The 15,417-nt window shown below is 53.8% G+C and carries 14 protein-coding genes and 1 pseudogene; 13 read left to right on the top strand and 2 right to left on the bottom strand.

Annotated elements, in window-relative coordinates:
- The first annotated feature begins 95 nt into the window (after positions 1-95).
- The 7 genes and pseudogenes from priA (at position 96) to rraA (ending at position 8,082) form a co-directional block, all read left to right on the top strand.
- Positions 96-2,294, top strand: coding sequence for a primosomal protein N' (priA, locus tag OGY04_RS01485; RefSeq protein ID WP_284884964.1), 2,199 nt, complete (start codon positions 96-98; stop codon positions 2,292-2,294).
- Between the two features lie 156 nt (positions 2,295-2,450).
- Entirely contained in the window at positions 2,451-3,476 is a 1,026-nt protein-coding gene (gene cytR / locus OGY04_RS01480) for a DNA-binding transcriptional regulator CytR (RefSeq protein ID WP_003825179.1), read from the top strand.
- Between the two features lie 93 nt (positions 3,477-3,569).
- Positions 3,570-4,544, top strand: a pseudogene (gene ftsN, locus OGY04_RS01475) (cell division protein FtsN).
- Between the two features lie 91 nt (positions 4,545-4,635).
- Positions 4,636-5,166, top strand: a complete 531-nt coding sequence (hslV, locus tag OGY04_RS01470) for an ATP-dependent protease subunit HslV (protein WP_003028805.1) — start codon at positions 4,636-4,638, stop codon at positions 5,164-5,166.
- 9 nt (positions 5,167-5,175) lie between these two features.
- Entirely contained in the window at positions 5,176-6,507 is a 1,332-nt protein-coding gene (hslU, locus tag OGY04_RS01465) for an ATP-dependent protease ATPase subunit HslU (protein ID WP_003028803.1), read from the top strand.
- 67 nt (positions 6,508-6,574) lie between these two features.
- Entirely contained in the window at positions 6,575-7,504 is a 930-nt protein-coding gene (menA, locus tag OGY04_RS01460) for a 1,4-dihydroxy-2-naphthoate polyprenyltransferase (RefSeq protein ID WP_003825185.1), read from the top strand.
- Positions 7,505-7,596: 92 nt separating this feature from the next.
- Entirely contained in the window at positions 7,597-8,082 is a 486-nt protein-coding gene (rraA, locus tag OGY04_RS01455) for a ribonuclease E activity regulator RraA (protein WP_008787034.1), read from the top strand.
- A gap of 219 nt (positions 8,083-8,301) precedes the next feature.
- On the opposite strand, the gene zapB is transcribed toward rraA, so the two are convergent.
- Complete coding sequence (gene zapB / locus OGY04_RS01450) at positions 8,302-8,547, bottom strand: septal ring assembly protein ZapB (protein ID WP_095533156.1); 246 nt, start codon at positions 8,545-8,547, stop codon at positions 8,302-8,304.
- A 428-nt stretch (positions 8,548-8,975) separates the two neighbouring features.
- Between zapB and OGY04_RS01445 the strand changes: the two genes are divergently transcribed.
- From OGY04_RS01445 to fpr, 4 genes are all read left to right on the top strand, one after another.
- Positions 8,976-9,821: an MIP/aquaporin family protein gene (locus OGY04_RS01445; RefSeq protein ID WP_008787032.1), complete on the top strand. Its 846-nt coding sequence runs from the start codon at positions 8,976-8,978 to the stop codon at positions 9,819-9,821.
- A 22-nt stretch (positions 9,822-9,843) separates the two neighbouring features.
- On the top strand, positions 9,844-11,352 hold the full coding sequence (gene glpK / locus OGY04_RS01440; protein WP_003028792.1) for a glycerol kinase GlpK: 1,509 nt from the start codon (positions 9,844-9,846) through the stop codon (positions 11,350-11,352).
- A 135-nt stretch (positions 11,353-11,487) separates the two neighbouring features.
- Complete coding sequence (glpX, locus tag OGY04_RS01435) at positions 11,488-12,498, top strand: class II fructose-bisphosphatase (RefSeq protein WP_003840506.1); 1,011 nt, start codon at positions 11,488-11,490, stop codon at positions 12,496-12,498.
- A 95-nt stretch (positions 12,499-12,593) separates the two neighbouring features.
- Positions 12,594-13,340 (top strand): ferredoxin--NADP(+) reductase, encoded by a 747-nt coding sequence (gene fpr, locus OGY04_RS01430; RefSeq protein ID WP_048215185.1) that lies wholly within the window; start codon positions 12,594-12,596, stop codon positions 13,338-13,340.
- Positions 13,341-13,403: 63 nt separating this feature from the next.
- Here the strand turns inward: fpr and OGY04_RS01425 are convergent, their stop codons facing one another.
- The gene (locus OGY04_RS01425) at positions 13,404-13,832 is read right to left on the bottom strand and encodes a DUF805 domain-containing protein (RefSeq protein ID WP_008787028.1); all 429 of its coding nucleotides are present in this window, start codon (positions 13,830-13,832) and stop codon (positions 13,404-13,406) included.
- 100 nt (positions 13,833-13,932) lie between these two features.
- Between OGY04_RS01425 and OGY04_RS01420 the strand changes: the two genes are divergently transcribed.
- Complete coding sequence (locus OGY04_RS01420) at positions 13,933-14,532, top strand: YiiQ family protein (protein ID WP_079935065.1); 600 nt, start codon at positions 13,933-13,935, stop codon at positions 14,530-14,532.
- Between the two features lie 108 nt (positions 14,533-14,640).
- A complete protein-coding gene (tpiA, locus tag OGY04_RS01415) occupies positions 14,641-15,408 on the top strand; it encodes a triose-phosphate isomerase (RefSeq protein WP_003028783.1) in 768 nt (255 codons plus the stop codon).
- The last annotated feature ends 9 nt before the right edge of the window (positions 15,409-15,417 follow it).

Raw genomic sequence — 15,417 nt, 5'->3', positions numbered from 1 at the left:
CATACAGAAATTAACCTGCTCATGCAAACTGATCCGCATTCTACCCTCCACTAATGTGTATACTAACCCGCCAGATTTCAAGTCAGGATGATTCAATGCCCGTTGCGCACGTTGCCTTACCTGTTCCGCTACCTCGCACCTTTGACTACCTCCTGCCGGAAGGCTTGAGTGCCAAAGCCGGGTGTCGTGTACGCGTGCCCTTTGGCAAGCAGCAGGAGCGCGTGGGTATCGTCCTTTCCGTCAGCGAGCACAGTGAACTGCCGCGGAGCGAATTGAAAGCCGTTATCGAAGTGCTGGACAGCGAACCGGTCTACTCGACCTCTGTCTGGCGTCTGCTGTTGTGGGCGGCTGATTATTATCATCATCCCATCGGTGACGTACTGTTTCACGCTCTGCCAATTTTACTGCGCCAGGGACGCCCGGCGACAAACGCGCCCATGTGGTTCTGGTTTGCTACTGAAGAAGGCCATATTATTGACCTCAACAGCCTGAAGCGTTCTCCCAAGCAGCAACAGGCGCTGGCTGCGCTACGCCAGGGGAAAATCTGGCGCGACCAGGTGGCTGAACTGGAATTTAATGATGCCGCATTACAGGCACTGCGGAAAAAAGGGCTGTGCGATCTGGCGAGCGAAACACCAGGCTTTAGCGACTGGCGTACGCACTACGCGGTTTCCGGTGAGCGTCTGCGGCTGAACACCGAGCAGGCCACCGCCGTCGGGGCGATTCACAGCGCCTCAGACAGTTTTAGCGCCTGGCTATTAGCGGGCGTAACGGGATCAGGCAAAACAGAGGTCTATCTTAGCGTTCTGGAAAACGTCCTTGCCCAGGGCAAGCAGGCTCTGGTGATGGTGCCGGAGATTGGCCTGACGCCGCAAACTATTGCCCGTTTTCGCGAACGTTTTAATGCGCCGGTCGAAGTCCTGCACTCCGGTTTAAACGACAGTGAACGTCTTTCAGCCTGGCTGAAAGCAAAAAATGGCGAGGCGGCGATAGTTATCGGCACGCGTTCTTCGCTGTTTACGCCGTTTAAAAATCTCGGCGTGATTGTCATCGACGAAGAACACGACAGCTCTTATAAACAGCAGGAAGGCTGGCGCTATCATGCGCGCGACCTCGCGGTTTACCGCGCCCATAGCGAGCAAATCCCGATTATTCTCGGCTCAGCCACTCCGGCACTGGAAACGCTGTGTAACGTGCGGCAGAACAAATATCGCATGCTACGCCTGACGCGCCGCGCCGGAAATGCGCGCCCAGCCACTCAGCACGTGCTGGATCTCAAAGGTCAGCAAGTGCAGGCCGGACTCGCCCCTGCGCTAATCGCCCGTATGCGTCAGCACCTGCAGGCGGATAACCAGGTGATCCTGTTTTTGAACCGTCGCGGTTTTGCGCCTGCGCTGCTGTGCCACGACTGTGGTTGGATTGCCGAATGTCCGCGTTGCGATCATTACTACACGCTACATCAGGCGCAGCACCACCTGCGTTGCCACCACTGCGACAGCCAGCGCCCAATACCGCGTCAGTGCCCTTCCTGCGGCTCGACGCATATGGTTCCGGTAGGACTCGGCACCGAACAGCTTGAGCAGGCTCTGGCACCTTTTTTCCCCGGTGTGCCAATTTCACGTATCGATCGTGACACCACCAGCCGTAAAGGGTCGCTGGAGCAGCATCTGGCGGAAGTGCATCGCGGCGGCGCACGAATTCTTATAGGCACGCAAATGCTGGCCAAAGGCCACCACTTCCCGGACGTCACTCTGGTGGCGCTGCTGGACGTTGACGGCGCGCTATTCTCCGCAGATTACCGGTCAGCAGAACGCTTCGCCCAGCTCTATACGCAGGTCTCTGGCCGTGCCGGACGCGCCGGGAAGCAAGGCGAAGTGGTGCTGCAAACGCACCATCCTGAACATCCGCTGCTGCAAACCTTGCTGTATAAAGGCTATGACGCGTTTGCCGAACAGGCGCTGGCCGAGCGACAAACGCTCCAGCTTCCACCGTGGACCAGCCATGTGATCGTGCGGGCAGAAGATCATAACAACCAGCATGCACCAATGTTCTTGCAGCAACTACGGAATCTCATTCAAGCCAGCCCGTTGGCCGATGACAAACTCTGGGTGCTCGGCCCGGTTCCCGCACTGGCGCCCAAACGCGGTGGTCGTTATCGTTGGCAAATATTGTTGCAACATCCATCACGAATTCGTCTGCAACATATCGTCAGCGGCACGCTGGCACTGATCAATACGCTACCCGATGCACGCAAGGTTAAATGGGTGCTGGATGTCGATCCCATCGAGGGATAACCCCTCACGATGCGAGGCGGATCGTAAAATTAAAGATCCATCACACTTTTTATGAAAATTCTGTAACCGCTTCCATTCACTATCTGATAAAAATGTTTCAGATGAAGGTTATCCAGGGACGAGTCTGTGCCAGCAGCTCTCTGGCGAGGAGAAAGAGTGAAACCGAATAAGCAGGTTGCCGCCGCTACGATGAAAGATGTTGCTCTGAAGGCGAAAGTCTCAACGGCAACCGTATCCCGCGCATTAATGAACCCGGACAAAGTCTCACAGTCAACCCGTAACAAGGTTGAGCAGGCAGCACTGGAAGTGGGATATCTACCCCAATCAATGGGACGTAACGTTAAGCGTAATGAGTCACGTACCATTCTGGTGATTGTGCCGGATATCTGCGATCCGTTTTTTAGCGAAGTGATTCGTGGCATCGAAGTGACTGCCGCAGAACAGGGATACCTGGTGCTTATTGGCGACTGCGCGCACCAGAACCAGCAGGAAAAGACGTTTCTTAACCTCATTATCACCAAGCAGATCGATGGCATGGTACTGCTCAGCTCGCGCCTGCCGTTTGATGCCAGCGTGGAAGAACAGCGCAATTTACCGCCGATGGTCATGTCGAACGAGTTCGCGCCAGAGCTGGAACTCCCTACCGTGCACATTGATAACCTCACCGCCGCCTTTAACGCGATGAATTATCTGCTGGAACTGGGACATAAACGCATTGGTTGTATCGCCGGACCCGAAGATATGCCGCTGTGCCATTACCGTCTGCAAGGCTACGTTCAGGCATTACGCCGCAGCGGAATTACGGTCGATCCGCATTTCATCGCGCGCGGTGACTTTACCTATGAAGCGGGAGCCAATGCGTTGAAGCAGCTCCTTGAACTACCGCAGCCGCCTACCGCTGTCTTTTGTCACAGCGACGTCATGGCGCTGGGTGCACTCTCTTACGCCAAACGTCAGGGTCTGAAAGTCCCTGATGATTTATCCATTATTGGCTTTGATAACATTTCGCTCACGGAATTTTGTGATCCACCCCTGACAACCGTCGCACAGCCGCGTTTCGATATCGGACGTGAAGCTATGCTGTTACTGCTCGATCAATTACAAGGGCAGAGCGTCAGCAGTGGCTCACGTTTACTGGACTGCGAGCTTATTATTCGGGGTACTACCCGGGCACTGACGTAAAGTAAAGTGCTTTCGGACTCCCCTGTCTGGTCAAAGGCCCGCCGCTTAAGTAACATGGCGGGCTGACGAACGAATAAATACAGCGAAACGATAGTGGCACAACGAGATTATGTACGTCGCGGCCAACCGGCACCTTCGCGGCGCAAGAAGAGCACATCACGGAAAAAACAACGCAATACGCCTGCGGTATCGCCCGCAATGGTTGCTATTGCTGCAGCCGTACTCGTGACCTTTATCGGTGGTCTGTACTTCATTACGCATCACAAGAAAGAAGAGTCCGAAACGCTGCAAAACCAGAAAGTCACCGGTAATGGCATTCCGCCAAAACCAGAAGAGCGCTGGCGATACATCAAAGAGCTGGAAAGCCGTCAGCCTGGCGTACGTGCGCCTACCGAACCGTCTGCGGGCGGCGAGGTGCTGAATGCCGACCAGCTAACCAATGAGTAGCGCCAGCTATTGGCGCAAATGCAGGCTGATATGCGTCAACAGCCGACGCAGCTCAACGAAGTACCGTGGAACGAGCAAACGCCTGAACAACGCCAGCAAACGCTGCAGCGTCAGCGTCAGGTGCAACAGCAGCAGTGGAATAACGCACAGCAGCAGGCTCAGCAGCCGCGTCCACGGGCAACAGAACAGCCGTATCAGCAGCAGCAAACGCGTACAGCACAAGCCGCGCCGGTACAGCAGCCGAAACCGCAGCCAAAACCGGCGGCGCAACAGCCGTATCAGGATCTGCTGCAAACGCCAGCGCATACCACCGCTGCTCAGCCAAAACCGCAGCCGGCCGCGCCGATAACGAATGAAACGCAGCCGCCAAAACAGACTGCTGAGAAAAAAGATGAACGCCGCTGGATGGTTCAGTGCGGATCATTTAAAGGCGCTGAGCAGGCAGAAACTGTGCGTGCGCAGCTGGCCTTTGAAGGCTTTAACTCCCGTATTACCACCAATAACGGCTGGAATCGCGTGGTCATTGGTCCGGTCAAAGGCAAAGAGAATGCCGACAACACCATCAGCCGCCTGAAGGTTGCTGGTCACACAAACTGCATTCGACTCTCCACTGGGGGTTGAAACCCCCAAAATCCCCCCCATCTATACTTGCATTACGCCCCGTACACTGTGCGGGGCCTGTACATTGCATTTGTAACCAAGGGGTCTGCTCGTGACAACAATAGTAAGCGTACGCCGTAACGGCCATGTGGTAATCGCCGGTGATGGTCAGGCCACACTGGGTAACACCGTAATGAAAGGCAACGTGAAGAAAGTCCGCCGTCTGTATAACGACAAAGTCATTGCGGGCTTTGCGGGTGGTACTGCGGATGCATTCACGCTGTTCGAACTGTTCGAACGCAAGCTGGAAATGCACCAGGGTCACCTGGTGAAAGCGGCCGTTGAACTGGCAAAAGACTGGCGTACCGACCGTATGCTGCGCAAACTCGAAGCGCTGCTGGCCGTCGCAGATGAAACTGCATCGCTCATTATCACCGGTAACGGCGACGTCATCCAGCCAGAAAACGATCTGATTGCCATCGGCTCCGGCGGTCCCTACGCCCAGGCTGCTGCACGCGCTCTGCTTGAAAATACCGAGCTTGGCGCTCGCGAGATTGCTGAGAAAGCGTTGGATATTGCAGGGGATATCTGCATTTATACCAACCACTTCCATACCATCGAAGAATTGAACTCCAAAGCGTAAGGATCCCCCATGTCTGAAATGACCCCACGCGAAATTGTCAGCGAACTGAACAAACACATCATCGGCCAGGATAACGCTAAGCGTTCCGTGGCGATCGCCCTGCGTAACCGCTGGCGTCGTATGCAGCTCAACGAAGAGTTGCGTCATGAAGTCACGCCGAAAAACATTCTGATGATTGGCCCGACCGGCGTCGGTAAAACCGAAATTGCCCGTCGTCTGGCAAAACTGGCCAACGCGCCGTTCATCAAAGTTGAAGCAACAAAATTCACCGAAGTCGGCTATGTTGGTAAAGAAGTAGATTCCATCATCCGCGATCTGACCGATGCTGCCATCAAAATGGTCCGCGTGCAGGCAATCGAGAAAAACCGCTTCCGTGCCGAAGAGATGGCGGAAGAGCGCATTCTCGACGTGCTGATCCCACCTGCTAAAAATAACTGGGGACAGTCAGAGCAGCCGCAGGAACCTTCTGCAGCGCGTCAGGCATTCCGTAAAAAACTGCGTGAAGGCCAGCTGGATGATAAAGAGATCGAAATCGATCTCGCCGCCGCACCGATGGGCGTTGAAATTATGGCGCCTCCAGGAATGGAAGAGATGACCAGCCAGCTGCAGTCCATGTTCCAGAACCTGGGCGGTCAGAAGCAAAAACCGCGTAAGCTGAAAATCAAAGACGCGATGAAGCTGCTGATTGAAGAAGAAGCGGCCAAACTGGTGAACCCGGAAGAGCTGAAACAAGAAGCTATCGACGCCGTTGAGCAGCACGGGATCGTGTTTATCGACGAAATCGACAAAATCTGTAAGCGCGGCGAATCCTCCGGCCCGGACGTGTCCCGTGAAGGCGTACAGCGCGACCTGCTGCCGCTGGTTGAAGGCTGCACGGTCTCCACCAAGCACGGCATGGTGAAAACAGATCACATTCTGTTTATCGCTTCTGGTGCATTCCAGGTAGCCAAACCGTCCGACCTGATCCCAGAACTGCAGGGTCGTCTGCCGATTCGTGTCGAGCTGCAGGCGCTGACCACCAGCGATTTTGAGCGTATCCTTACCGAACCGAATGCCTCCATCACCGTCCAGTACAAAGCGCTGATGGCGACTGAAGGTGTGGACATCAACTTCACTGAATCCGGTATTAAACGCATTGCCGAAGCGGCCTGGCAGGTTAACGAAACCACCGAAAACATCGGTGCACGTCGTCTGCATACCGTTCTGGAACGTCTGATGGAAGATATTTCCTATGATGCGAGCGATTTGAACGGCCAAAGCATCACAATTGATGCCGAATATGTGAGCAAACATCTGGATGCGCTGGTCGCAGATGAAGATCTGAGCCGTTTTATCCTATAATCGCGTTCAATGCATTTTCATCACTGTTGATGGGGCTGATAAAGCCCCATTTTTATTGGCGCTAAATATGACTGAACAACAACAAATTAGCCGCTCACAAGCCTGGCTGGAAAGTTTACGACCTAAGACCTTACCGCTCGCCTTCGCGGCGATCATCGTCGGTACGGCATTAGCATGGTGGCAAGGATACTTCGATCCGCTGGTTGCTCTGCTGGCATTGATTACGGCAGGACTGCTGCAAATTCTGTCCAATCTCGCTAACGACTATGGCGATGCCGTTAAAGGCAGCGACAAACCCGACCGTATTGGACCGCTGCGCGGTATGCAAAAAGGGGTCATCACCCAACAGCAGATGAAGCGCGCGCTGATCGTCACCGTGGTGCTGATCTGTCTGTCCGGGCTGGCTCTGGTTGCTGTAGCCTGTCACACGCTGGCGGATTTTGTCGGTTTCCTGGTGCTCGGCGGTCTGTCGATTATCGCCGCGATCACCTACACCGTGGGTAATCGCCCTTACGGATATATCGGCCTGGGCGATATTTCTGTGCTGGTATTCTTCGGCTGGCTCAGCGTAATGGGAAGTTGGTATCTGCAGGCGCATACGTTGATTCCAGCGCTGATTCTGCCTGCCACCGCCTGCGGCCTGCTGGCAACCGCCGTGCTCAACGTCAACAACCTGCGCGATATCAACAGCGACAGAGAGAACGGCAAGAACACGCTGGTCGTACGTTTAGGCGCTGTCAATGCCCGCCGCTACCACGCCTGTCTGCTGATGGGCACGCTGGTCTGTCTGGCACTGTTCAACCTGTTTTCACTGCAAAGCCTGTGGGGATGGCTGTTTATCCTCGCCGCTCCGCTGCTGATCAAACAGGCTCGCTATGTAATGCGCGAGATGGACCCGGCTGCAATGCGTCCGATGCTGGAACGCACCGTAAAAGCGGCATTGTTAACTAACCTGCTGTTTGTCGTTGGAATTTTCTTAAGTCAGTGGTCTCTTTAACTGACAAATATCAATTAACAATTGATGATTTTGCCAACAGTACACATAGCGCGATATACTAAAAATTCTCGCAGCAACTGAACGTTAAGCCTATGAAATACGATACATCCGAGCTTTGTGACATCTATCAGGAAGATGTCAACGTCGTGGAACCGCTGTTCTCTAACTTTGGGGGACGGTCGTCGTTTGGCGGACAAATCATCACGGTAAAATGTTTCGAGGACAACGGGTTGCTGTACGATCTGCTCGAACAAAACGGCCGTGGTCGCATTCTGCTGGTCGATGGCGGCGGTTCTGTCCGTCGTGCGCTGGTCGATGCCGAGCTGGCGCGGCTGGCCGTACAGAATGAATGGGAAGGTCTGGTCATCTACGGCTCAGTACGCCAGGTAGACGATCTGGAAGAACTGGATATCGGCATTCAGGCGATTGCCGCTATTCCGGTAGGTGCCTCAGGTGAAGGCATTGGGGAAAGCGATGTGCGCGTCAACTTTGGCGGCGTGACGTTCTTCTCCGGCGACCACCTGTACGCCGATAACACCGGGATAATCCTCTCCGAAGACCCGCTCGATATCGAGTAAGCGAAAAAGGCACCGCAAGGTGCCTTTTTTATGCGTTGTCGCTGATTGCCGGATGTCGGCTTACGCCTTATCCGGCCTACAAACTCGCACTCTAAATCCTCTAAAGATTTCACGTCAGGGCAAGGCGGCAAGTAAGTGAATCCCCAGGAGCATAGGTCACTATGTGACTGGGGTGAATGCACGCAGCCAACGCCGCCATAACGTGAAATATGACGAGGATTAGACTTCTTCCATGCGACCCAGCAGGGCATGCAGACGATCCTGCCAGCCGCTTTGCTGTTCTTTCAGGCTGTTGTTCTCACGCTCCAGTTCTTCACGCTGCTGCTGTGCAGTCTGAACTTCCTGCGACAGTGAGTTGTTCTTTTCTTTCAGCTCTTCGATTTCCATCTGCAACAGCGTGATGGTATCAATCGCCTGCTGTACTTTTGCTTCCAGTTTCTCAAACACTTCTAATGACATCGTCATACCTCTCCTGAATTGCAAGGCGTTGATGGATAAAAATCCTCGTCCCGATAACCGGCGACGCCTTAATAAAAACGAGCGCACTCTACTTAACACCGATTGTATGAAGCCGCGTCATCCCTGTCCAGCGGCATCCCGCGCAGATTGCGGTTTGCAACACTTTTAGTCTTTCTCCTGGTGACATTACTGTCATAACTCTTAAGTGTTAACAGATTGATCAGTGAAATGATTCAGCTCACACTATTTTTGTATAACAAATACCTCACAATGGCGCGAAAACGCTCATTTTGTTGATGCAGTACACACATTTTAATTTCGATATTTCTCGTTTTTGCGCGTTAACGATAAATTAACAGTGTGCCTACCGGCTCCGGGGATGTCAGTGACCTTCTCGCACACAATAAACATTAAACTCTCTTCAGGATCCGATTATGAGTCAAACATCAACCTTAAAAGGCCAGTGCATTGCTGAATTCCTCGGTACCGGGTTGTTGATTTTCTTCGGTGTGGGCTGTGTCGCTGCACTTAAAGTGGCTGGGGCTACTTTCGGTCAGTGGGAAATCAGTGTCATCTGGGGTCTGGGGGTAGCGATGGCTATCTATCTGACCGCAGGCGTTTCTGGTGCACACCTGAATCCCGCGGTAACCATCGCACTCTGGCTGTTCGCCTGTTTTGATAAACGCAAAGTTGTTCCTTTTATTATTTCGCAAATTGCCGGCGCCTTTTGCGCAGCGGCACTGGTTTACGGGCTTTATTACAATCTTTTCCTCGATTTCGAACAAACTAACCATATCGTACGCGGCAGTACCGAGAGCCTGGGTCTGGCAGGTACTTTCTCCACCTACCCGAACCCGCATATCAATTTTGTGCAGGCCTTCGCGGTTGAAATGGTCATTACCGCTATTCTAATGGGGCTGATTCTGGCTCTGACCGACGATGGTAACGGTGTTCCTCGTGGTCCGCTGGCACCACTGCTGATCGGCTTGTTGATTGCCGTTATTGGTGCATCCATGGGTCCGCTGACAGGTTTTGCGATGAACCCGGCACGTGACTTCGGACCGAAACTCTTCGCCTGGATGGCCGGATGGGGTGAGATTGCCTTCACGGGTGGTCGCGATATCCCTTACTTCCTGGTTCCGGTGTTTGGCCCGATTACCGGCGCGATTTTGGGCGCATGGGCATATCGCAAACTGATTGGTCGTCATTTACCGTGCGATGTCTGCGCGATTGAAGAAAAAGACGTTGCGGCCAACACTCAACAAAAAGCTTCGCAGTAATGTGACTACGGGACAAAAAATTATGACTGAAAAAAAATATATCGTTGCGCTCGACCAGGGCACCACCAGCTCCCGCGCGGTCGTAATGGACCACGATGCGAATATCGTTGCCGTTTCACAGCGCGAATTCGAGCAAATCTACCCGAAAGCAGGTTGGGTAGAACATGACCCGATGGAAATTTGGGCGACCCAAAGCTCCACGCTGGTAGAAGTTCTGGCGAAAGCCGATATCAGTTCCGATGAAATTGCAGCGATCGGTATTACCAACCAGCGTGAAACCACCATTGTCTGGGAACGCGAAACCGGTAAACCTATCTATAACGCGATTGTGTGGCAGTGTCGTCGTACCGCGGATATCTGCGAAAAGCTCAAGCGCGACGGTATGGAAGAGTACATCCGTAATAATACAGGTCTGGTCATTGACCCGTACTTCTCCGGCACCAAAGTGAAGTGGATCCTCGACCACGTAGAAGGCTCGCGTGAGCGCGCTCGTCGCGGCGAACTGCTGTTCGGTACCGTAGATACCTGGCTTATCTGGAAAATGACGCAGGGACGTGTACACGTCACGGATTACACCAACGCCTCACGTACCATGCTGTTCAACATCCACTCCCTGGACTGGGATGACACGATGCTGGATGCGCTGGATATTCCGCGTGCAATGCTGCCTGAAGTTCGTCGCTCTTCTGAAGTGTACGGCCAGACCAACATCGGTGGTAAAGGCGGTATTCGTATTCCTATCTCCGGTATCGCCGGTGACCAGCAGGCGGCGCTGTTTGGCCAGCTGTGCGTGAAGGAAGGGATGGCGAAAAACACTTACGGTACCGGCTGCTTCATGCTGATGAACACCGGCGAGAAAGCCGTTAAGTCCGAAAACGGACTGCTGACCACCATCGCTTGCGGACCGACCGGGGAGGTGAACTACGCGCTGGAAGGTGCGGTATTTATGGCTGGCGCATCTATCCAGTGGCTGCGTGATGAAATGAAACTCATCAGCGATGCGTTCGACTCCGAATATTTCGCCACCAAAGTGAAAGACACCAACGGCGTGTACGTCGTTCCGGCATTTACTGGCCTGGGCGCACCGTACTGGGACCCGTATGCTCGCGGTGCCATCTTTGGTCTGACCCGTGGGGTAAACTCCAACCACATCATCCGCGCCACGCTTGAATCTATTGCATACCAGACCCGTGATGTTCTGGAAGCAATGCAGGCTGACTCCGGTATTCGCCTGCACGCCCTGCGCGTCGATGGCGGTGCGGTCGCCAACAACTTCCTGATGCAGTTCCAGTCCGACATTCTCGGCACGCGCGTTGAGCGCCCGGAAGTCCGCGAAGTCACCGCATTGGGTGCGGCATACCTGGCTGGTCTGGCAGTAGGCTTCTGGCAGAATCTGGATGAGCTGCAGGAAAAAGCGGTCATCGAGCGTGAATTCCGCCCAGGCATCGAAACCACCGAACGTAACTTCCGTTACAGCGGCTGGAAAAAAGCGGTCAAACGCGCCATGGCGTGGGAAGATCACGACGAGTAATACGTCATAGCCGGATGGCAACTGTGCCTTATCCGGCAATATCTTCGTGCGGGGACAACCCCGCACACACATCAATAATCTCGCCCCCTCCCCTGTGCTACACTTCGCGCCATTCCTTTCAGCTACGAGTTTGCAATGAGACGAGAACTTGCCATTGAATTTTCACGCGTGACCGAAGCGGCCGCGCTGGCTGGCTATAAATGGCTGGGCCGCGGCGACAAAAATACCGCTGACGGCGCGGCGGTAAACGCCATGCGTATTATGCTCAACCAGGTCAATATCGACGGCACCATCGTGATTGGCGAGGGTGAGATCGATGAAGCACCGATGCTGTTTATCGGTGAGAAAGTCGGGACCGGTCTTGGTGATGCGGTCGACATCGCCGTCGATCCTATCGAAGGCACACGCATGACGGCAATGGGTCAGGCAAACGCGCTGGCCGTACTGGCTGTTGGCGATAAAGGCTGCTTCCTGAACGCGCCAGACATGTACATGGAAAAGCTGATTGTCGGCCCAGGCGCAAAAGGGTCTATCGACCTGAACCTGTCGCTGGAAGCCAACCTGCATAACGTTGCCGCTGCACTCAATAAGCCGCTGAGTGAACTGACCGTCACCATTCTGGCCAAGCCACGCCATGATGAAACGATCGCCGAAATGCAAAAACTGGGCGTGCGTGTCTTTGCTATTCCAGACGGTGACGTTGCGGCCTCCATTCTGACCTGCATGCCAGACAGTGAAGTTGACGTGCTGTACGGCATTGGCGGCGCACCGGAAGGTGTCGTTTCTGCCGCCGTTATCCGCGCGCTGGACGGCGACATGCAGGGTCGTTTGCTGGCGCGTCATGACGTCAAAGGCGACAGCGAAGAGAACCGTCGCATTGGCGAACAGGAACTCGCTCGTTGCGCCGCCATGGGTATTGAAGCGGGCAAAGCGCTGCGTCTCGATGAAATGGCGCGTAGCGACAACGTCATTTTCTCTGCCACCGGCATCACCAAAGGCGATTTGCTGGAAGGGATTAGCCGCAAAGGTAATATCGCGACCACCGAAACGCTGCTGATCCGCGGTAAATCACGTACGATCCGTCGCATTCAGTCGATTCACTACCTCGATCGCAAAGATCCCGATGTGCAGGCGCACATCCTGTAATTGATTTGATCAATAGAGCCTTCCAGCCCATATGGGCTGGAAATCTTTCGTCCAACGAACGAAGATAAGGCAATCAAAGCAGACAGGAGAGAACCATGGCAGATTGGGTAACAGGCAAAGTCACGAAGGTACAGAACTGGACCGATGCCCTGTTTAGTTTGACCGTGCGAGCTCCGGTTCTTCCTTTCACTGCAGGTCAATTCACCAAGCTTGGCCTTGAGATCGAGGGCGAGCGCGTCCAGCGTGCTTATTCTTACGTCAATGCCCCTGATAACCCCGATTTAGAGTTTTATCTGGTGACGGTTCCCGACGGCAAACTCAGTCCTCGTCTGGCAGCACTGAAGCCTGGCGATGAAGTCCAGGTGGTGAGTGAAGCTGCTGGTTTCTTCGTGCTGGATGAAGTCCCCGATTGCGACACGCTGTGGATGCTGGCAACCGGCACGGCTATCGGCCCATATTTGTCGATTCTGCAATTAGGCAAAGACCTGGATCGCTTCAAAAATCTGGTGCTGGTCCATGCCGCGCGCTATGCCGCCGATTTGAGCTATCTACCGTTGATGCAGGCCCTGGAAAAGCGCTACGAAGGTAAATTACGCATCCAGACGGTGGTCAGTCGTGAAACCGTGGCAGATTCGCTGACCGGGCGTGTACCGGCACTAATTGAAAGCGGTGAACTGGAAAAAGCGGTCGGGCTGCCAATGGATAAAGAAACCTGTCATGTGATGCTGTGCGGAAACCCGCAGATGGTGCGCGATACCCAGCAGTTGCTGAAGGACACCCGGCAGATGACCAAACACCTGCGCCGCCGACCGGGCCATATGACCGCAGAGCACTACTGGTAAGAACGTTTCAATGCCCGGTTAACACCCGGGCATTTTGCCGGATGGCGCATACACTTATCCGGCCTACGAGTCAGCCCTGTACTTTACGTCCTGCGTATCCTTACCATATTTATTTGCGTCCTGGGTGCCAATGAACGCACCCAGATCGATAAGCATGCCGACCAGAATCAACGTTGGAACAAAGCGGCCTACCGCCCATTGCCAGACGCCGGGTAACATCGCCCAATTTCCGGCCAGCAGCATCCACGCCAGAATCATCAACAGCGCCCACGCTCCGGAACGCCCCCGGTCATGCAGACGTTTTACCGTCACTGCCGCCGTTGGCCATAGCAGACACACCAGACAAAAAGCCGCGGTCTGAATATCGAGTAATTGTTTGCTCGCCAGCGAAAACAGAACCAGCATGCCGACGATCCATAGGCCAATCCAAATCCAGAAATCACGGCGCCCGATGCGCCCTTTAAATGAGAATAACCACTGCTGTATGGTCATGTAAGTTCCTTTATTATTACCGTCCAGAACAGTTTACCCTTTTGACAAGCTCGACGGTTACCGTTTTAATCGTGAGCAGTGAGAATGAAAGGTACGATTGATGAAGCACGGATTTACACTGTTTTTATTATTGTTTTCAGCCTTAACCGCGAGCACTGCGGCATTGGCGGAAGAGCCATCGACGGCAACCACAGCCCCCTATTTACTGGCGGGCGCGCCGACCTTTGACCTGTCGATTAGCCAGTTTCGCGAAAACTTTAATACACAGAATCCGAAGCTGATCCTGAATGAGTTCCGCGCCATCGACAGCAGTCGCGATCGGGCAAATCTCACCCGCGCGGCCAGCAAAATCAATGAAAACCTGTATGCGTCTTCCGCCCTTGAGCGCGGCACCCTGAAAATCAAAAGCATGCAAATAACCTGGTTACCAATTCAGGGACCAGAGCAAAAGGCAGCTAAAGCGAAAGCGCTGGAATACATGACCGCCGTCATCCGCACCGTCGCACCGCTACTGACGAAGGAACAGAGCCAGAAAAAGCTACAAAAACTGCTCGCCGCAGGCAAAGGTAAGCACTATTACGCCGAAACAGAAGGCGCAATTCGCTATGTCGTAGCAGATAACGGTGAAAAGGGGCTGACCTTCGCTGTTGAACCGATTAAGCTGGCTCTATCTGAAAACCTCGAAGGGTCGAATAAGTGACAAAAAGCAAAGCCTTTCGGGGGATGAATCTCTATACTGTTTCACAGACCATGCTGCCCTGAGGGGCGGCCATATTCCTTAATTCGCTGACAAGCGTGGAGAAATGAAATGCGACATCCTTTAGTGATGGGTAACTGGAAACTGAACGGCAGCCGCCACATGGTAAACGAACTGGTTGCTAATCTGCGTAAAGAACTGGCTGGCGTTGCTGGCTGTGCAGTAGCGATTGCTCCGCCGGAAATGTATATCGACCTGGCGAAACACGCCGCTGCCGGTAGCCACATCATTCTGGGCGCGCAGAACGTTGACCTGAACCTGTCTGGCGCATTCACTGGTGAAACAAGTGCTGAAATGCTGAAAGACATCGGCGCACAGTACATCATTATCGGTCACTCTGAGCGTCGTACTTACCACAAAGAATCTGACGAGCTGATCGCTAAAAAATTCGCCGTGCTGAAAGAGCAGGGTCTGACTCCAGTTCTATGCATCGGTGAAACCGAAGCAGAAAACGAAGCGGGCAAAACTGAAGAAGTTTGTGCACGTCAGATCGACGCGGTTCTGAAAACTCAGGGCGCAGCAGCATTCGAAGGCGTCGTTATCGCTTACGAACCAGTATGGGCTATCGGTACCGGTAAATCTGCAACTCCTGCTCAGGCTCAGGCTGTTCACAAATTTATTCGTGACCACATTGCTAAAGCTGACGCGAAAATCGCTGAGCAAGTAATCATCCAGTACGGCGGTTCTGTAAACGCAGCTAACGCGGCAGAACTGTTTGCTCAGCCGGACATCGACGGTGCGCTGGTTGGTGGTGCTTCTCTGAAAGCAGACGCCTTCGCCGTCATCGTTAAAGCAGCAGAAGCCGCTAAACAGGCTTAAGTTGTTAAG

Origin of the sequence: Citrobacter sp. Cpo091, from assembly GCF_030332645.1 — a bacterium.
GTDB lineage: Bacteria > Pseudomonadota > Gammaproteobacteria > Enterobacterales > Enterobacteriaceae > Citrobacter > Citrobacter portucalensis.
This window is presented reverse-complemented; position numbering and strand designations above follow the sequence as displayed.